We start from the raw sequence: 18,421 nt of genomic DNA, 5'->3' as shown, positions 1-18,421 counted from the left end.
AGAACGGAGGATACGACTATGAAGGAAAAATTAATTCAGCAGTTCAAAGATTTATACAAGGGGGAAGGCGAAATCCGGTCTTATTTCGCGCCAGGGCGTGTGAATCTGATTGGAGAGCATACGGACTATAACGGAGGTCATGTATTTCCCTGTGCATTGACCTTGGGGACATACGGAATTGTGAGAGATAGGGACGACAGGAAGCTTCGGTTCTATTCGGCTAATTTTGAGAAGCTGGGCGTCATTGAGACTAGCCTTGACGAATTGGTTCCGGACCCGAAGGCGAACTGGACGAATTATCCGAAAGGCGTGATGTGGGCGTTTGAGAAGCGAGGATATAAGCTGAGCCATGGCATGGATATCCTAATCTATGGCAATATTCCCAATGGTTCTGGTCTTTCCTCATCTGCGTCGTTGGAGGTTCTGACAGGGGTGATCTTAAAGGATACCTTTGGATTTGACCAGGTATCTATGGTAGATATTGCATTAATCGGCCAGGATTCGGAGAATAACTTTAATGGCTGTAACTGCGGAATCATGGACCAGTTTGCCAGCGCTATGGGTAAGAAGGATCATGCAATCTTTTTGGACACCAATACACTTCAATATGAGTATGCACCGGTTGTGCTTGAGGATGCGAAAATCGTAATTACCAACAGCAAGGTAAAGCACAGTCTGGTGGATTCTGCTTACAACGACAGGCGCAGCGAGTGTGAGACTGCGTTAAAAGAGCTTAAGGCTGTGACAAAGATATCCTCTCTTGGGGAATTGTCAGAGGAAGAATATGAGGCGCATAAGGATGCAATCAAGGATGCGGTAAGGCAGAAGCGGGCAAAACACGCGGTTTATGAGAACCAGAGGACCGTCCGTGCCGTGGAGGCGTTGAAGAATCAGGATGTGGAGCTGTTCGGGAAGCTTATGAATGCTTCTCATGAATCTCTGAGATATGATTACGAGGTTTCCTGTAAGGAGATTGATATTCTTGTAGATCTTGCTCAGGCAATGCCGGGAGTGCTTGGCTCACGTATCACGGGAGGAGGCTTCGGCGGCTGTACGGTAAGTATTGTGAAGAATGACGCTGTGGATGCATTTATCAGCGAGATCGGCAGGACCTATCAGGAAAAGGTAGGGCATGAGGCAGAATTTTATGTAGTAGATATCGGAGACGGCGCAGGGGTAATCTAATTAGCTCTTTGGGGATACGGCAGTATATAATGTGGAGGAAAAAAGAAGATGTTAAATGAAAATATCAAAAAATTAGTAGAATACGGTATTCAGACTGGTTTGGTTCCGGAGACTGAGCGAATCTATACGACGAACCTCCTGCTGGAAATGTTTCATGAAGACGGCTACGAAGATGTTGCGGTGGATTCAGACAGAATTGAGTTGGAGTCTGTGTTGAAGGAGCTGTTGGATGAAGCCGTAAAGCGCGGAATTATTGAAGACAGTATTGGATACAGGGATTTATTTGACACAAAGTTAATGAACTGCCTGGTTCCAAGACCGGCCCAGGTGCAGGAGACATTTGCGAAGAAATACGAGATATCTCCCAAGGAAGCGACGGATTACTACTATCAACTCAGCCAGGACAGCGACTATATCCGCCGCTATCGTGTGAAAAAGGATATGAAGTGGAAGGTAGCTTCTCCTTATGGCGAGATTGATATTACCATCAACTTATCCAAGCCGGAGAAGGACCCCAAGGCCATTGCGGCGGCAAAGAATGCGAAGGCGAGCAGCTACCCTAAGTGCCTGCTCTGTATGGAGAACGAGGGGTATGCGGGACGCCTGAACCATCCGGCCAGAGAGAACCACAGGATTATACCGGTTACGATCAATGACAGCAGATGGGGCTTCCAGTATTCTCCCTATGTGTACTACAATGAGCACTGTATCGTATTTAACGGACAGCATGTGCCTATGAAGATTGACCGGTCAGCGTTTATTAAGCTGTTTGATTTTATTAAGCAGTTCCCCCACTATTTCCTGGGCTCCAATGCGGATCTTCCGATTGTGGGCGGTTCGATTTTAAGTCACGACCATTTCCAGGGCGGCAATTATACATTTGCCATGGCGAAAGCGCCAATCGAGCAGGCTGTGACAATTCCAGGATATGAGGATGTGGAGGCAGGGATTGTGAAATGGCCCTTATCTGTGCTTCGCATCAGGAGCAAGGACGAGAAGCGTCTGATTGAGCTGGCTGACCATGTCCTGGGCGCATGGAGAGGCTATACGGACGAGGCAGCGTTTATTTTCTCTGAGACGGACGGGGAACCCCACAACACAATCACGCCGATTGCAAGAAAAGTGGGCGATACTTATGAGCTTGATTTGACTCTGAGAAATAATATTACGACAGAAGAACATCCATTGGGCGTTTATCATCCACATGCTCAGTATCATAACATTAAGAAAGAAAATATTGGTCTGATTGAGGTTATGGGACTGGCGGTGCTGCCCTCCAGATTGAAAGAGGAGATGGAGCTTCTTGCAGATTACCTGGTGGAAGGCAAGGACATCAGGGAAAACGAGAAGATTGAAAAACATGCAAATTGGGCGGAAGCGTTCCTGTCCAAGCATGACAGCATTACGCGGGAGAATGTGATGGAGGTGCTCAAGGAGGAGATCGGCATTACCTTTACCCATGTGCTGGAGGATGCAGGGGTGTATAAGTGTACAGAGGAAGGACGCAAGGCGTTTATGCGGTTTATTGCTGCTCTGTAAAACCTGAAAATAAATCTAAAAATAAACGTAAAACTCTATTGACAATCTTGGACAACTGATATATAATAAATATCGTTGTAAAAAGATTGTCAATATGTGGGCGTAGCTCAGCTGGATAGAGCGTCTGGCTACGGACCAGAAGGTCGGGGGTTCGAATCCTCTCGCCCACGTTAAAAGTCCTTGCAGTTTCTCTGTAAGGACTTTTATCGTACCATGGCGATATGGGCTTGATGTATCGGGGACGATGGGGCGTTAATTTACACAGTTCCTTAAAGGAGGAGTCCGTGGATGGAGAAGAAAAAGATTGCGTGTGAAGTCTGCCGTAACCAGTGTGAGATGGAGGTCGAGATGGAAGACGGCGAGGTTGTGGAGGTTACGGGCAATGGATGTATGAAGGGATATATCTTTGCACAGAACGCAGCCAGGGAACAGCAATAGTAGACAATTACATCGGAATATATTAAGATTGTAATATCGTCAACAATTTATCTAAGAGAGAAAGGAATATGGACTATGAAAAGAAATGTTATTGTAGGGCAGTCAGGAGGACCGACAGCAGCGATTAACTCAAGTCTTGCGGGAGTTTATCGTACGGCAAAGGACCGTGGGGCGCAGAAGGTATATGGTATGCTTCATGGCGTTCAGGGGTTGTTGGAGGAGAATTATATTGACCTGGCGGATCATATCAAGACAGAATTGGATGTAGAGCTGCTTAAGAGAACGCCGGCGGCATTTTTAGGTTCATGCCGTTATAAACTTCCGGAGATTCACGAGAACCGAGAGGTTTATGATAAGATTTTTGAGATTCTTGAGAAGCTGGATATTGAAGCGTTTATCTATATCGGCGGGAATGATTCCATGGATACGATTAAGAAGTTATCCGATTATGCAATTATTACAGGATTTTCAACAAGATTCATCGGATGTCCGAAGACGATTGATAATGACCTTGCATTGACAGATCACACACCTGGATATGGAAGCGCTGCAAAATATATCGGTACCTCCATGAAGGAGATTATCCGTGACAGTTTCTGCTTGGAGACTGAGAACGGAATCGTTACGATTGTAGAGATTATGGGACGTAATGCGGGATGGCTGACAGGTTCAGCGGCGTTGTCCGAGGGAGAGGACTGCGAGGGTCCAGATCTGATTTACCTGCCGGAGACGACATTTGATCTTCAGGCTTTTGGAGGAAGAGTCAGAGAGCTTTTGGAGAAGAAGACGTCTATCGTGGTTGCTGTATCAGAGGGAATCCGTACCGCAGACGGAACTTATGTATGTGAGCTTGGAAACAGCATTGACTTTGTAGATGCGTTCGGACATAAGCAGTTGTCAGGTACAGCTTCTTATCTTGCAAGCTTTATTGCAGGCGAGCTTGGATGCAAGACCCGTGCCATTGAGCTTAGTACCCTGCAGCGTTCTGCGTCACATGCAGCGTCTCGTGTAGATATCCTGGAGGCTTACCAGGTTGGCGGCGCGGCTGTGAAGGCAGCAGACGAGGGAGATACCGGTAAGATGGTAGTTCTTCAGAGATTGTCTGATGATCCTTATCAGTGCGGAACTGAGGTGAAGGATGTTCACAAGATTGCCAACGACGAGAAGCTGGTTCCGAGAGAGTGGGTGAATGAGGAGGGAACTTATGTGACAAGCGAGTTCATTTCCTATGTAAGACCGTTGATTCAGGGGGATGTTTCTCCGGTTATGGTTGACGGTATTCCGAGACATCTGTATACACCGAGAGAGTTAAGCTATAGACAGAAGAAGGGTAATATAGAATAATAGATGTAATATGGCCGCTGCACGGTTAGGCGTGCGGCGGTTTTTGTATACCTTACTGGACGAAGTCCACCAGTCCGAAGGGCATGTATTACGGTGTGCCCTTGGGTATACATTGTTGGACAAAGTCCACCCACCCGAAGGGTAGGTATTATGGTGTGCCCTTTGGGTATACCATTGAGTACAGTGATTATAAATAGATAGCAGGAGGAATGCGTTATATGTCGATATACAATAGATTTATTACCTCGGCAGAGAGTCTTGTGACAACCCATGAAGAAACAAGAGCAGGTTTTTTAAGCATTGCATTAGAAAAGAATCGGGTTGGAGATCCATTTGTGAAAAATGCCCTTGCATTTAAGGCAATGGCAGCTCATACTTGTAGGGCTGAAGACTTACTTAATCTTCCGGAAGTTCGGCCATTTTTAATTACAGCAGCAGGTCTATCTGATAAATCGCTGTCATATTTGGATGAAGATGATCAAACCATGGCAATAAAAGAGCTTATCGATAAGTTCTTGAAGCCATCTGGCGAAGCGTATATTGATGAGGCGACTTTTCGTTATCTTCTCATCAAAGGAGATGCAGTCGGCGGAGCAATGCGCAACAAGATCGGCGTACTTGGGCAAGAGCGGTTTATTCGCGCCATCTATTCAAGTATGAGTGTCAGAGGAATGGTATGTGATTGCGTTTCTACAAATTCAAAATATTGGAGAGAAATAGACGGTAATGATGCAGGAACAGAGACAAATGTTAAGGCATTACATTGGAGGAATACGAGGGGAGAACGAATCCTTGTCTTTAATTCCAAAATACCGACAGTAAACAAAAACGTCGATATATGCTTGTTTTCCAGCGGCATAGCTGACTATGATGGAATAGTACGCCATGATGAACGCGCAATTATGTTTGGCGAGCTAAAAGGCGGAATTGATCCAGCAGGCGCAGATGAACATTGGAAGACTGGAAATTCTGCTTTAAATCGAATTCGTGAAAGTTTTACTAAAGCGGGATATCCTAAAATAAAAACGTCTTTTATCGGTGCGGCGATTCAACATTCTATGGCAGAGGAGATATATAAACAATTGGAAGATGGAACATTATCCAACGCGTCGAATCTGACAAATAACAATCAGTTAATAGAATATTGTAATTGGTTAATTGAGCTATGAGGGGGGATGAATATGGAACAATTAACTTTGTTTGAAATGCCTGAAATGACACAGGAATTTGCTGATAAAGCCAATTACATTGTAGAGCGCTTTTCGGCCGATGGTTTTTGCTGCGAGGATGCCCGGCAGGCTCTGGAAAAAAAATATGAACCTATACTTGAGATAACAAATAAATTTGACAGACGAAGCGTTAGCTATCAGTTGAGCAAAAAGGATGCTTTGCATAGCTGGTTAAAATATAAAGAGGGATTTTCAGCAGATCTTGTGAATACGTTATTGGATGACATGGATGTAAGAATAGGCGATACAGTAATGGATCCTTTTATGGGGTCGGGAACGACAGCGCTAGTATGTCAGATGCGTGGAATTCATACTATTGGTTATGACATTATGCCGTTATCCGAAATTGCAATAAAGGCTAAGGTCAATGTGATGCGGTATGATATAGAGGAAATAAAAAGAATGACTGACACGTTTACTTCATTGGTCATGCCAAAAGATTATTTAGGTAAAACTCCGTATATTACGATCACAGATACTGCATATCCAGAATTAAATGAGAAATTTATTCAGTATGCGAAAGAATGGATTTTTCAGTCTGATTATTCAAATGAGGCAAAGAATCTTTTTACTCTTTGCATGATAAACTCTCTTGAAAGATGCAGCTATACATCAAAAAGCGGACAATATCTAAGTTGGGATTCTCGTTCAAAAAAGGTTTTTAATGCTAATGTAGCACGCAAAAAAGCTGGACGAAAGCTTTTACCTAAGCATTATTGCCGAGAAGTGATTGGAAATATAAGGGAAGCGGTACAGGAAGAATTAGAACATGTTTTATCCGATATAAAAATGATACAGTCAAATGGATATATGGAATCGTCTGCAAATATTTGTTTTAAGCAAAGCAGCGCTCTGTTTGAGCTGCCTCAGGTACAATCAGAAAGTATTACGGGGGTAATAACATCACCGCCCTATTGTAATAGATATGACTATACCAGAACATATGCTCTTGAACTGGTCTATTTAGGTAGCGGTGAAGAAAACATTAAAGAGATGCGTCAGGCTTTGCTTTCGTGTACAGTTGAAAATAAGTCTAAGGTGGAAGCGCTTAAGGAATATTATGAAAAAACTGGCGCGTTGGATAGATTTCATTATATCTATGATGCCATTAAAACCAATGCTGCATTTCAAGAGATTATTACAGCTATGGAAAGGCGTAAATCCAACGGTGATTTGAATAATAAGGGTGTACTGCGAATGGTTGAGGGGTATTTTACAGAGCTTGCATTTATTTATGCAGAACTGTATCGCATATGCAAAAAAGGTGCTTTTGTAGCATTTGTGAATGATAATGTTCGATATGGCGGTGAAGTGATACCAGTCGATTATCTGTCAACGAGCTTTGCTGAACAATTTGGTTTTACTCCTGTAAAAGTATTTTGTCTGAAGCAGCAAAAGGGAAACAGCAGCCAACAGATGAAGAAATATGGACGAGTACCTCTTCGGAAAAGTATTACTATTTGGAAAAAATAGATAGAAGCGTAATTTATGAACGAGCCTAAAACAGCCACTTAAGTGGCTGTTTCGTGGTAGTATGGCACCTTTGGTTATATTTTATATTTTTACAAAAATAGACTTGCAATTTTAGGCGAAATCGCGTAATATATAAATCACTCTAATACTCAAAAGAATCTTCAGTGTTTTCACATTAATATTCCCAAGGTAGTTTTAGTTTATCTAAATTTTATAAAGAAGAGGTGATGTACGTGACAGGAAAAGAGGGGTATGACGTACTGCGTTTAATCGAACACGGGCAGACATGTTATATCAGTTCAGAGTATGTGGAAGGAAGCATACTGGCAGGGTGGCTTAAGTCCCGCCCGAAGGTTACAAAAGAGCAGTTATTTTCTTTGATGCGGGAGATTGTCAATCAGTTGAGTATGATTCATAAGTGCAGGAAGAAGCCCTATTATCAGTATGTGAATCCTTACAGTATTGTGGTAACGGACGAGGATAAGCCCTATTTCTTGGATTTGGAGGCCGGCTCGAATGAAAAGCGGCTTCGGTTCATGCAAAGGCGTGTTGTCAGAGAGTGCTTTCTTCCAAAGGAGGAAGCCTATTATCAGAGAGGAAGCGCAAAGCTTGACATCTATGGGATGGGGAGGACCATCCAGTATCTTCTTGACGCGGCAGTTCTGATGCCTCCGCTTAGCGGGCGGGAGGAAAGAAGATTTCTAAAAATCATTTCAAAATGTCTGAATGATCAATCAAACTCCGCCTATCAAAGTGCGGCGGATATCCGAAGGAATATCCCACAATATAAGAAAAAAACAGAACATAATCCTGTCCTTCGCAGACGGCTGCTTTTATCTGCCGGTGCGGCAGTTATTCTTGGTGGAGCATGGAAGGTGCAGGAAACAGGAGGTTTATATGGAGCTGATACAGAAGAACTTTCTGACATGACACAGAAACATATATTTCAGGAAGATACATGGCAGGAAAGAGAAGCTCAGGAAGACTTGTCACAGAAAAATGGGGAGGATTTAGAGGAATTTGGTTTTCAATCTGAAATATTAATGCGGGGAAGCGGCGAAGCGTATATGGAGCTGGCCTTGGCATATATCTTAGATTTGGAGGACTATGAGAAAAGCCTGTATTATCTGGACAAGATTCAGGAGTATGCTATGGCTGTGAATCTGAGAGAGGTTGCGGAGGCGCTTATGGGGAAGGAAAAAGAGCCGGAGGTACTGGAGGAAAGTCTGCGCTATCTGGAGGAGAAAGGACAGGAAGATTCTACAGGGCAGTATGACCGTTGCCTGATGAAAGGTTACAGCCTGCTGGATACAAAAGACGCCGCAGAAGCCATTCTTCGTCTTGGCAGAAGATGCCTGGATAAGACGGATGATGGAGAGGAAACCAAAGAGATTCATAAATACTTAGCTTTGGCTTACGAGAGAACGGGAGAATTCAATGAAGCAGCCCAGCTTTATGAGGAAATGCTGGATTTGGAAACAGATGCCGCAAGGCGGGAGGAAATGTATGGCAGGCTGGTCACACTATATGAAAACAGCGGACACAATGACAGGGCGGTGGAGATATGCGTTCAGGGAATCGGGGAACTGGACAAAGCAGAGAAGTTAAAAATCGCCCATATGCGGCTTTTATGTCAGGATGCAGCCATTGGACGCGACCTGTGTGCCCAGACCATACAGGAGTATCTGGCACAGTCGCCAGAGCTTCTGGAAAATGAAGGATTTCAGGAGATTATGAGAGAATACGAGATTCAAGTGGAGGGAGAGCAGGTATGGGTAGGACGATAAAAAATATTGTTGAGTTGTTTGTGATACTGGGATTGATTTACTGGCAGCAATATGGTATAGTTATAACAGTTTCATGAACGTATTGAGATGGGAGAGCGAATGATTACAACAGGAATGTTGTTGTTTGGTTTGCTCTTTTTCTTATATAATAGTTCTTATATATTTTAAGAGGGGAAAGGGATGGACAGAAAATATTATGATGCAATCGAAAGTAATCCCGTTGTTGCAGCAGTAAAGGATATGGAAGGTCTTTTGAAATGCTGCGAATTGGAAGATATCCGAGTCGTTTTTATCCTGTTTGGGGATATTTGCACCATCAGAGATATTGTGAACAAGGTAAAAGACACTGGAAGGATGGCGATGGTCCATATAGACCTGATCACAGGATTAGGCTCAAAAGAGGTGGCGGTAGACTATATTAAGCAGTATACAGAGGCAGACGGAATTATAACCACAAAGCCTGCGCTTATCAGACGGGGAAGGGAGCTGTCCCTGTGTACGGTGCTTCGGTATTTTCTCATTGATTCTATGGCGTTAGAGAATATCAGGAATCAACAGCATACGGTAAAGCCGGACTTTATCGAGGTGCTTCCGGGGCTTATGCCTAAGGTAATTGGGCAGATCTGCCAGATATCCAGGACTCCAATCATTGCCGGAGGGCTGCTGAACGATAAAGAGGATGTGATGAATGTGCTGTCTGCCGGAGTGATTGCGGTGTCCAGCACAAATCAGGACGTATGGCAGATGTAAGTCAATATATATAAATACGAATCATATAAATCAGGAGGATGTGAGGATGGCAAAATATGTAATGGCGTTGGATGCAGGGACGACGAGCAACAGGTGTATTCTATTTAACGAGGCAGGCGAAATGTTAAGCGTTGCACAGCGGGAATTCAAGCAGTATTTTCCTAAGCCGGGCTGGGTAGAGCATGATGCAGGTGAGATCTGGGCAAGCCAGATGGGAGTGGCTGTAGAGGCGATGAGCATGATTGGCGCCACGGCAGATGATGTGGCGGCAATCGGGATTACGAACCAGCGGGAGACAGCGATTGTGTGGGATAAGAATACCGGAGAGCCAGTCTATCATGGGATTGTGTGGCAATGCCGGAGGACGTCTGAGTATTGTGATTCCTTAAAGGAGAAGGGGCTTACGGACAAGTTTCGTGAGAAGACCGGGCTGGTGATTGATGCATATTTCTCAGGCACGAAAGTGAAATGGATTCTGGACCATGTGGAGGGCGCAAGAGAGAGGGCCAAGAGGGGGGAGCTTCTTTTTGGTACGGTAGAGACCTGGCTGATTTGGAAGCTCACTAAGGGAAAGGTACATGTGACAGATTATTCCAATGCCTCCCGTACCATGCTTTTTAACATCAATACATTGGAATGGGACGACGAGATATTAGAAGAACTGGATATCCCCAAATGTATGCTTCCTGAGGCTAAGCCTTCCAGTTGTGTCTATGGTGAGGCCGACCCATCTTTCTTTGGAGGAGCGATTCCCATCGCGGGAGCGGCAGGCGACCAGCAGTCGGCGTTGTTCGGACAGACTTGCTTTACGGCAGGGGAGGCCAAGAATACATATGGTACGGGCTGTTTCCTGCTGATGAATACAGGAGAGAAGCCGGTGTTTTCAAAGAACGGGCTGGTTACGACCATTGCATGGGGGCTGGACGGGAAGGTTTATTATGCGCTTGAGGGGTCCATCTTCGTTGCTGGCGCGGCAATTCAGTGGCTAAGGGATGAGATGCGGCTAATCGATTCTGCCATGGATTCCGAGTATATGGCAAAGAAGGTGAAGGATACCAACGGGTGCTATGTGGTTCCGGCGTTTACAGGACTTGGCGCACCCCATTGGGATCAGTATGCCAGAGGTACCATTGTGGGAATTACCCGCGGGGTGAATAAGTATCACATTATCCGAGCGACTCTGGAATCTCTGGCTTACCAGGTCAGCGACGTGCTGACGGCAATGAAAGCAGATTCAGGGATTTCACTGGCATCTCTTAAGGTGGACGGAGGCGCAAGCGCCAATAATTTCCTGATGCAGACTCAGGCGGATATTATCAATGCACCGGTTAAGCGCCCACAGTGCGTCGAGACGACGGCAATGGGGGCCGCTTATCTGGCAGGTCTGGCAGTTGGCTACTGGGGGAGTAAGGAGGATGTGATTAAGAATTGGGCCATTGACCGGACATTTGAGCCGTCTATTCCAGAGGAGGAACGGGTGAAGAAGATTCGCGGGTGGAACAAGGCAGTCAAGTACGCTTATGGATGGGCGAAGGAAGAATAGGAGCCGGCTTCATAACAGTAATTGTGAATAGAGGATTTGCAGGAGAAAAGAGCAGAGCAATAACCGCATTGAGACATATGCGTTTATTGTTCTGCTCTTTTGCAGTTAATTCAGAAAAAGGAGAATTGGTTTATGTATAAATATGATGTCATCATTATTGGCGGGGGAGTGTGCGGCTGTGCCGTGGCAAGAGAATTGTCCCGCTACAAGGTAAATGTTTGCGTGTTGGAAAAAGAAGAAGACGTATGCTGCGGAACCTCCAAGGCGAACAGTGGAATCGTCCATGCTGGTTATGACGCCCCTACAGGTTCCATGAAAGCAAAGATGAACCTGCGGGGGAACCAGTTGATGGAGCCTTTGTCAAAAGAGCTGGATATTCCTTTCATACGGAATGGTTCGCTGGTAGTTGGTAAGAGTAAGGAGGATATGCCAAGGCTTGAGGAGCTGTACGACAGGGGTAATGCTAATGGTGTAAAAGGGCTTCAAATATTAAGCAAAGAAGAATTGTTGGAAAAAGAGCCAAATCTTGGGGATGATGTGTATGGGGCTCTCTATGCGCCCACAGGAGGGATCGTATGTCCTTTTGAGCTGAATATTGCCCTGGCGGAAAATGCAAATGTAAACGGCGTAGATTTCAAGTTCTGTACAAAAGTGACAGGTATTGAGAGGCAGGAGGAGGGGTATCGACTCCTAACAAATCAGGGCGTTTATGATACAAAATACGTAGTAAATGCTGCAGGAGTTTACGCAGACAGCCTCCACAACATGGTCAGTGAACAGAAGATTAACATTACGGCAAGGCGAGGGGATTACTGTCTGTTGGATAAGCGAGCAAAAGCCCATGTGAGAAGCACTATATTCACCCTGCCGGGGAAATTCGGCAAAGGGATTCTGGTGGCGCCGACGGCTCACGGCAATCTGATTTTGGGACCGACAGCCATAGATATCCAGGATAAGGAGGGAACCAATACGACCAGAGAGGGGCTTGACCAGGTGCTGAAAAAAGCAGGAATGAATGTGAAAAATCTTCCCTTGCGTCAGGTGATTACATCCTTTGCAGGACTTCGGGCTCATGAGGACAGAGATGAATTTATCATAGAAGAATTGGCGGATGCCCCTGGCTTCATCGACTGTGCTGGAATCGAGTCGCCGGGCCTTACGAGCTGTCCGGCCATAGGGGAAAGGATTGCAGGAATCTTAAGGGAAAGAATGGGGCTGGTTGAAAAGGACGACTTCATTTCCACAAGAAAAGGAATCCTGAGGCCGGCAAATTTGCCTAAGGAAGAACAGGCGGCGCTGCTTCGTGAAAATCCTGCGTACGGAAATATCATCTGCCGCTGTGAGATGATTACAGAGGGTGAGATTATAGACGCCATCCGGCGGCCTCTTGGCGCAAAGTCCCTGGACGGAGTGAAGCGAAGGACGCGGGCAGGGATGGGACGCTGCCAGTCAGGCTTCTGTTCGCCAAGGACAATGGAGATTCTGGCAAGGGAATGGAAGATGGAGGTTCGTGAGGTGACGAAATCCGGAGGAGATTCCTATCTGGTTTTGGGAACGAATAAGGATGTTTTTTAAAAGTGGGAGGAGGAGACAGTATGGAAAAGTATGATATAGTGATTATCGGCGGAGGTCCCGCGGGGCTTTCGGCAGCGGTTTCGGCAAGGGAAAACGGAATTGGCCGGATTGTGATACTGGAACGCGACAGAGAGCTTGGGGGGATATTGAATCAGTGTATCCATAACGGGTTCGGCCTGCATACCTTTCAGGAAGAACTGACCGGACCGGAATATGCCGGAAGGTTTATTGAGCAGGTAATAGATTTAGGAATCGAGTATCGGTTAAATACCATGGTTATGGATATTAGTCCAGAGAAGGTGGTGACAGCCGTAAATCCCAAGGAGGGGTTATTTGAGCTTCAGGCAAAGGCGGTTATCCTTGCTATGGGGTGCAGGGAGCGGGCGAGGGGCGCGCTGAATATTGCAGGCTATCGTCCCGCAGGAATCTTTTCCGCAGGAACAGCCCAAAGATTGGTGAATATGGAAGGATATTTACCAGGAAGGGAAGTCGTAATCTTAGGCTCCGGCGATATCGGACTGATTATGGCAAGGAGAATGACGCTTGAGGGGGCCAATGTGAAGGTAGTAGCCGAGCTGATGCCCTATTCCGGCGGATTAAAACGAAATATTGTTCAATGTCTGGACGACTATGGAATTCCGCTTAAATTAAGCTATACAGTGGTGGACGTTAAGGGAAAGGAACGGCTTCGTGGAGTCACACTTGCAAAGGTTGATGAAAAAGGGAAACCGATTTCTGGAACAGAGGAATTCTATTCCTGCGACACTCTCCTTTTGTCTGTGGGGCTGATTCCGGAAAATGAACTTTCAGACGGAATGGGAGTTAAGCTGAATCCGGTTACATCCGGACCGAGGGTGGATGAAAGCCTTGAAACGAATATTGAGGGAGTATTTGCATGTGGAAATGTACTTCATGTCCATGATTTGGTGGATTTTGTGTCGGAGGAGGCAAAGACGGCAGGGAAGAAGGCGGCTGGGTATATACAGAATTTGTCCAACAAAAATATGCACACGGAAAGCGCCGGCAAAAAGAATAAGATTATTTCTCTTATCCCAGGAGAAGGGGTGCGCTACACGGTTCCGGAGTCTGTCTGTGTGAAACGCATGGACGAACGGCTGACGGTACGCTTCCGTGTAGGAAATATTTACAAGAACTGTTATATAAGCGTTTATTTTGACGCAGACAGGGTTCTCCACAGAAAAAAGGCGGTGGCAGCCCCCGGCGAGATGGAGGAGCTTGTACTTATGAAGGAGCAGCTTTTGGAATATCCTGACTTAGAGACAATCAGCGTAAAAATAGAGGAGGCATAAGGCGATGGAAGAAAAAAAACTAATCTGTATCAACTGCCCTCTGGGCTGCAGGCTTACGGTTACAATGGATGGGGAGACAATTTTGGGTGTGTCCGGAAATACCTGTATGCGTGGAGATTCTTATGCAAGACGGGAGCTGACGAACCCGACCAGGATTGTGACGTCTACAGTAAAGGTATCCAGGGGAAGGGAGAAGATGGTTTCAGTTAAGACAAGAGAGGATATCCCGAAAAAAAAGGTTTTGGAGTGCGTGCGGGCATTAAAGGACGTAACTGCAAAAGCGCCGGTTCGTATTGGTGATGTGATTGTCGAGAATATTTTAGGAACAGGGGTGGATATTGTTGCCACTAAAAATGTAGAGGCGGCAGAATAATTCATAAATATCTCTCTGAAATGGCTTTGTTTTTGTCTGAAATGCGAATTGAAATGACGGAATATCAGAAGTAAAATATTTGATGGTGATGAAAATGGAGAAAAGACAGAGAGAGTATCTTTTTGACAATTACAAGGTACTTCTGATTGTGCTGGTGGTGGTTGGTCACTTCATTGAGCCCTGCTATGATCAGAATCCGTTTTTGTATGAGCTGAAATGGGGGATTGTGGCGTTCCATATGCCGGCGTTTATCTTTATATCGGGATATTTTTCAAAGAAAATCCCATCTGTGAAAAAACTCATTAGCGGACTGGTAATCCCTTACTTCGTGTATGAAATAATCTACTACCTGCTATATACATATATACTGGACAAAGAAACCGAGCTATATTTTACCAGACCCAAATTTACACTGTGGTATCTCCTGGCATTATGCGTTTGGAGGCTGGCGGCGCCTGCTGTGAAAAGGCTTCCCTGCCACCTGATCTTATCACTGATTGCAGGACTTGCTGTGGGGCTGTTTGGTATCGGCAACTTTCTGTCCATTCCGAGGATTATATTTTTCTTTCCTTTTTTTCTGGCGGGGATGGAGTTTGACAGCGGATGGCTTACTCCCTTCCGTAACCGGAAGGGGTATCTGGGCGCCCTTGGAATCATTGGGGGTATGGCGGCGTTTCTGTTTCGGGACAGATACCACCGCCGCTTGTCGGTGAAAATTTTCTATGGGCGTTATTCCTATGAGGAACTGGAGTTATCCTCTGTGGAAGGAATACTGATACGCATCGTCTGCTATGGGATATCATTTTTGCTGATTTACCTGTTTATGCTGGTGCTTCCGTCAGAGCAGAAGTGCTATTCCTATCTGGGGGAGAGAACGATGGCGATTTATATTTTCCATGGGCTTATATATAGTTGGATGAAGCATCGGTCGTCGGCTCTATGGGCGGTAGAGAGTAACGGGGAGAGTATCCTGCTGCTGGCGTTCTGTCTGGCTGTGGTGTGGCTTGTGTCGCGGAAGCCTTTTGTACAGGTTACAAATAAGATAGCCCATCTGGTCTGAGACAGCAAAAAAGTACTGCCAGGCTCAGAACCAGCCTGACAGTACTAAAGTGATCAGCAGCGCCGGAATCGGTGGTATCCCAGATACATCCCGCCGATTCCGACAGCCAGGGCGATACATACATGTAAGGCCATCTGTTCTGTGGAAAATGCAAATCCTGTGCTCATGGGAAGGTACACTGGCATGGAGGTCATAAAATGAGAGATCTTTTTGGCATATGCTCCGAAAATCCACATAGGTGCAAGCACCTTAACCCAGACGACGGGAAAAAAGTATATCGAAACAGAGAGGATCAGCGCAAGGAACGGGCTTTTACACAGAGCCGAGATTCCCATGGCAATGCCGGTCAGGAGAAGGGCGCCTATAAAGCCTAAAAACGTAATATACAGGAGGAAGCCCAGGACACTTTCGGGACAAAAGCCAAAAGGTGTGACAAAGCTCAGAAGAATTGCAGAGGCGTTTAGTCCCTGTACGCCGTATATAACAAGGTAGATGCTCCACATATAAGCGCAGACCCCCAAGGTCAGGACGACGGCAAAGCATAATGCCGCGAGAATTTTCATCCAGATGCCGCTTCCTTTTCCGCGCCGCGTCGTTAAAAGGATGTCTGCCGTCTTAAGCTGGTATTCCTCGGCAAAGACCGGCGATAATCCCAGAAGCAGTATGACAAACAAGGCCAGTATGGCGGCTACGTACATTTCCGCGAAATCATTCCATCCATAGACATAATCAAACCGTACTTCGTTATCCAGAAGGTATTGGGCGTTGTATTCCCATTCTTTTCCTTTATAAAAATGGATTTGAGTGGGGTCGTATCCGTCGGTCTGTCGAAAGTTGGTAAAGTTTTCTGTGACAAAGCGGCTGCAGTAGTTTCCCGCCGGCTTGCTGCTTTCTTCATTATAATAAAAAAATCCATAGTTTTTATATATCTTGTTGACTTTTTCAAGGGTCAAAGCTCCGCAATAGTCTTTGGTTAAGGCTTTGTCCTTCACAATGGCCTCCTGTCCCTGGTAAATCCTTCCGTCTATGATGGTTGTATAGTGGTAACGTTCTTCATACAGACGTACGGTTACGAAAGCAAGCAGAAGAAATATACCGAGCCAGACGATTTTTCTGGATATCATCTTACAGAGTTCTTCTTTCCACATGGTCCACATGTTCTGACACCTCCTCAAAGTGATATAAATATACGTCCTCCAATCCTGGAGAAGCCATGCTTGCGCCCTCAATGGGGCATGAGTCTGACACCAGGCGAAGGCGAACCTTTTCTCCTTCGTTTTTCAGATTGCTGACTGGGAAAGCTTCGTTCATCTGAAGGGCTTTGGCGGGTTCGGCAAGATATTCCCATACCTTGCCATTTACGCTGTTGGTGACCTCTGCCACAGTGCCATGTTCAATAATCCGTCCCTGCTTCATGATGAGGATTTCATCTGCAATAAATTCTACATCAGAGACAATATGGGTGGACAAAAGGATGATTCGTCCTTTGGATAATGAGCTGATCATATTGCGAAAGCGTATCCTCTCTTTGGGGTCAAGTCCAGAGGTGGGTTCATCCATAATTAGGATTTCAGGATCGTTTAAGAGTGCCTGGGCGATTCCCAGCCTCCGAAGCATTCCGCCGGAAAATGTCTTTATTTTATTTTTCTGGCTGCCTGTTAAATCTGTCAGGCGAAGCATCTCCTGCACCTTTTCTTTTACAAGGTCTTTTGGGACTGCTTTACATGCCGCCAGATATTCAAGATACCTCTTGGCGGTAAAATCAGGATAATAGCCAAAGTCCTGGGGCAGATATCCCAGAAGGTAGCGGTAATCGCCGTCCAGTCTGCCAATCTCTATGCCGTTGCATCTTATCTCTCCAAAGGTCGGCTTCAGTACGCCGCAGATCATGCGCAGAAGGGTTGTCTTTCCTGCGCCGTTTGCGCCGAGAAATCCGTACACACCTTCGTGAAGGTTTAAGGACACGTTATCCACGGCGATTTTATTTTTGAATTGTTTTGTAATACGATCTAATTTTAATTCAGGCATATGTCACCTCCATTTTCTATTTTGCCAAGAAGGCCGTAGACTTCTGCAATCAGCAGAGCCAGTCCTGCAAGCGTCAATATCTGCCAAATGACCAGATACTTCGGCTGATAGACGGATTCCCATAATATAGGGAAAAGCGCAAGAGTGCCGCTAAGCAGGCCAAAGGCAAGGGAACGGAACCCCTGGGAAATATTCCTTAGGTTTGTCAGCATGTGCAGATACAGGGTGTCTGACCACAGAAACGGCGCCAGCATATAGATGAGGGACGTACCGATTTCTGAGGGCTGTTTGCTGCCAGTGATGATTAGGAACAATGTCAGTATGACCAGATCGGCAATGCCTGCCTGCATCATCCGAATACATACCATCTGTTTCAGGTTCAGGTACAAGGTCTGCTCAAGTTCTGCCATATGCCAGGAGAACAGGCTTGCCACATGGCCGAGGAAAATATTTCCCGCAAACACAAGGAATACAGAGCAGGCGGCAAGAGTTTCTATGCGGTCTGTCTGTCGTTTGTGCAGGGTAAGCGCCAAAGCCATGGCGGTTAGCAAAATAATGCCTTCTAGTATTCGATACCTCCATGACTGGAAGCGAAGCTGGTTAAAGAGCAGCTCTGTAAATGTAGGGCAGCGGCGGATACGCTTCTGCTGTGCCGCCATCCTGATTACGGACAGACTTTGGGATTTTTTTGTTTCATCCAGCGGGAATTTCCATTCTGTGAGATTTATGGTCTGGTGTTCATGCCTTCCGGCAGGAGGCGTTGCTCTTTTTTGTGATGTCACGGTAT

The 18,421-nt window shown here is 45.7% G+C and carries 17 protein-coding genes and 1 tRNA gene; 15 read left to right on the top strand and 3 right to left on the bottom strand.

Going from position 1 to position 18,421, the window contains the following annotated elements:
- The first annotated feature begins 18 nt into the window (after positions 1–18).
- The 15 genes from GN277_RS20800 (at position 19) to GN277_RS20730 (ending at position 15,606) form a co-directional block, all read left to right on the top strand.
- The gene (locus GN277_RS20800; protein WP_159753218.1) at positions 19–1,185 is read left to right on the top strand and encodes a galactokinase; all 1,167 of its coding nucleotides are present in this window, start codon (positions 19–21) and stop codon (positions 1,183–1,185) included.
- 48 nt (positions 1,186–1,233) lie between these two features.
- Positions 1,234–2,724, top strand: a complete 1,491-nt coding sequence (galT, locus tag GN277_RS20795) for a UDP-glucose--hexose-1-phosphate uridylyltransferase (protein WP_159753216.1) — start codon at positions 1,234–1,236, stop codon at positions 2,722–2,724.
- 96 nt (positions 2,725–2,820) lie between these two features.
- Positions 2,821–2,894: transfer RNA gene (locus tag GN277_RS20790), tRNA-Arg, on the top strand.
- Between the two features lie 118 nt (positions 2,895–3,012).
- Positions 3,013–3,162, top strand: coding sequence for a hypothetical protein (locus GN277_RS20785; protein ID WP_159753214.1), 150 nt, complete (start codon positions 3,013–3,015; stop codon positions 3,160–3,162).
- Positions 3,163–3,237: 75 nt separating this feature from the next.
- A complete protein-coding gene (locus GN277_RS20780; protein WP_159753212.1) occupies positions 3,238–4,506 on the top strand; it encodes a 6-phosphofructokinase in 1,269 nt (422 codons plus the stop codon).
- A 218-nt stretch (positions 4,507–4,724) separates the two neighbouring features.
- Entirely contained in the window at positions 4,725–5,675 is a 951-nt protein-coding gene (locus GN277_RS20775; protein WP_159753210.1) for an AvaI/BsoBI family type II restriction endonuclease, read from the top strand.
- Positions 5,676–5,687: 12 nt separating this feature from the next.
- A complete protein-coding gene (locus tag GN277_RS20770; protein ID WP_159753208.1) occupies positions 5,688–7,208 on the top strand; it encodes a DNA methyltransferase in 1,521 nt (506 codons plus the stop codon).
- Positions 7,209–7,441: 233 nt separating this feature from the next.
- On the top strand, positions 7,442–8,995 hold the full coding sequence (locus tag GN277_RS20765) for a tetratricopeptide repeat protein (RefSeq protein WP_159753206.1): 1,554 nt from the start codon (positions 7,442–7,444) through the stop codon (positions 8,993–8,995).
- 180 nt (positions 8,996–9,175) lie between these two features.
- Positions 9,176–9,745, top strand: coding sequence for a glycerol-3-phosphate responsive antiterminator (locus GN277_RS20760; protein ID WP_159753204.1), 570 nt, complete (start codon positions 9,176–9,178; stop codon positions 9,743–9,745).
- Positions 9,746–9,791: 46 nt separating this feature from the next.
- Positions 9,792–11,288, top strand: a complete 1,497-nt coding sequence (glpK, locus tag GN277_RS20755) for a glycerol kinase GlpK (RefSeq protein ID WP_159753202.1) — start codon at positions 9,792–9,794, stop codon at positions 11,286–11,288.
- Entirely contained in the window at positions 11,270–11,428 is a 159-nt protein-coding gene (locus GN277_RS20750; protein ID WP_159753200.1) for a hypothetical protein, read from the top strand. The genes glpK and GN277_RS20750 overlap by 19 nt, the downstream gene beginning before the upstream one ends.
- On the top strand, positions 11,421–12,863 hold the full coding sequence (locus GN277_RS20745; RefSeq protein ID WP_159753198.1) for an NAD(P)/FAD-dependent oxidoreductase: 1,443 nt from the start codon (positions 11,421–11,423) through the stop codon (positions 12,861–12,863). The genes GN277_RS20750 and GN277_RS20745 overlap by 8 nt, the downstream gene beginning before the upstream one ends.
- A 20-nt stretch (positions 12,864–12,883) precedes the next feature.
- Complete coding sequence (locus GN277_RS20740; protein ID WP_159753196.1) at positions 12,884–14,173, top strand: NAD(P)/FAD-dependent oxidoreductase; 1,290 nt, start codon at positions 12,884–12,886, stop codon at positions 14,171–14,173.
- A 4-nt stretch (positions 14,174–14,177) separates the two neighbouring features.
- Positions 14,178–14,546, top strand: a complete 369-nt coding sequence (locus tag GN277_RS20735) for a DUF1667 domain-containing protein (protein WP_159753194.1) — start codon at positions 14,178–14,180, stop codon at positions 14,544–14,546.
- Positions 14,547–14,640: 94 nt separating this feature from the next.
- Positions 14,641–15,606, top strand: coding sequence for an acyltransferase family protein (locus GN277_RS20730; RefSeq protein ID WP_244324817.1), 966 nt, complete (start codon positions 14,641–14,643; stop codon positions 15,604–15,606).
- A gap of 53 nt (positions 15,607–15,659) precedes the next feature.
- Here GN277_RS20730 and GN277_RS20725 read toward each other — a convergent pair whose 3' ends face one another.
- Genes GN277_RS20725 through GN277_RS20715 form a run of 3 tightly spaced genes read right to left on the bottom strand, consistent with a single transcriptional unit; the run spans position 15,660 to position 18,416 of the window.
- Positions 15,660–16,763 carry an ABC transporter permease gene (locus GN277_RS20725; RefSeq protein WP_159753192.1) on the bottom strand — a complete coding sequence of 368 codons (1,104 nt, stop codon included), beginning with the start codon at positions 16,761–16,763 and terminating at the stop codon, positions 15,660–15,662.
- Entirely contained in the window at positions 16,732–17,634 is a 903-nt protein-coding gene (locus tag GN277_RS20720) for an ABC transporter ATP-binding protein (protein ID WP_159753190.1), read from the bottom strand. The genes GN277_RS20725 and GN277_RS20720 overlap by 32 nt, the downstream gene beginning before the upstream one ends.
- Positions 17,622–18,416, bottom strand: coding sequence for a hypothetical protein (locus tag GN277_RS20715; RefSeq protein ID WP_244324816.1), 795 nt, complete (start codon positions 18,414–18,416; stop codon positions 17,622–17,624). The genes GN277_RS20720 and GN277_RS20715 overlap by 13 nt, the downstream gene beginning before the upstream one ends.
- Between the last annotated feature and the right edge of the window lie 5 nt (positions 18,417–18,421).

Source organism: Sporofaciens musculi, from assembly GCF_009830285.1.
Lineage (GTDB): Bacteria > Bacillota > Clostridia > Lachnospirales > Lachnospiraceae > Sporofaciens > Sporofaciens musculi.
The sequence above is the reverse complement of the archived record's forward strand: the minus strand, read 5'-3'. Positions and strand labels throughout refer to the sequence as shown.

Coding starts and splice junctions, on each gene's coding strand:
- GN277_RS20730 (WP_244324817.1), top strand. CDS start 14,641: ATGGAGAAAAGACAGAGAGAGTATCTTTTTGACAATTACAAGGTACTT.
- galT (WP_159753216.1), top strand. CDS start 1,234: ATGTTAAATGAAAATATCAAAAAATTAGTAGAATACGGTATTCAGACT.
- glpK (WP_159753202.1), top strand. CDS start 9,792: ATGGCAAAATATGTAATGGCGTTGGATGCAGGGACGACGAGCAACAGG.
- GN277_RS20750 (WP_159753200.1), top strand. CDS start 11,270: ATGGGCGAAGGAAGAATAGGAGCCGGCTTCATAACAGTAATTGTGAAT.
- GN277_RS20735 (WP_159753194.1), top strand. CDS start 14,178: ATGGAAGAAAAAAAACTAATCTGTATCAACTGCCCTCTGGGCTGCAGG.
- GN277_RS20800 (WP_159753218.1), top strand. CDS start 19: ATGAAGGAAAAATTAATTCAGCAGTTCAAAGATTTATACAAGGGGGAA.
- GN277_RS20740 (WP_159753196.1), top strand. CDS start 12,884: ATGGAAAAGTATGATATAGTGATTATCGGCGGAGGTCCCGCGGGGCTT.
- GN277_RS20725 (WP_159753192.1), bottom strand. CDS start 16,763: ATGTGGACCATGTGGAAAGAAGAACTCTGTAAGATGATATCCAGAAAA.
- GN277_RS20770 (WP_159753208.1), top strand. CDS start 5,688: ATGGAACAATTAACTTTGTTTGAAATGCCTGAAATGACACAGGAATTT.
- GN277_RS20760 (WP_159753204.1), top strand. CDS start 9,176: ATGGACAGAAAATATTATGATGCAATCGAAAGTAATCCCGTTGTTGCA.
- GN277_RS20780 (WP_159753212.1), top strand. CDS start 3,238: ATGAAAAGAAATGTTATTGTAGGGCAGTCAGGAGGACCGACAGCAGCG.
- GN277_RS20775 (WP_159753210.1), top strand. CDS start 4,725: ATGTCGATATACAATAGATTTATTACCTCGGCAGAGAGTCTTGTGACA.
- GN277_RS20745 (WP_159753198.1), top strand. CDS start 11,421: ATGTATAAATATGATGTCATCATTATTGGCGGGGGAGTGTGCGGCTGT.
- GN277_RS20720 (WP_159753190.1), bottom strand. CDS start 17,634: ATGCCTGAATTAAAATTAGATCGTATTACAAAACAATTCAAAAATAAA.
- GN277_RS20785 (WP_159753214.1), top strand. CDS start 3,013: ATGGAGAAGAAAAAGATTGCGTGTGAAGTCTGCCGTAACCAGTGTGAG.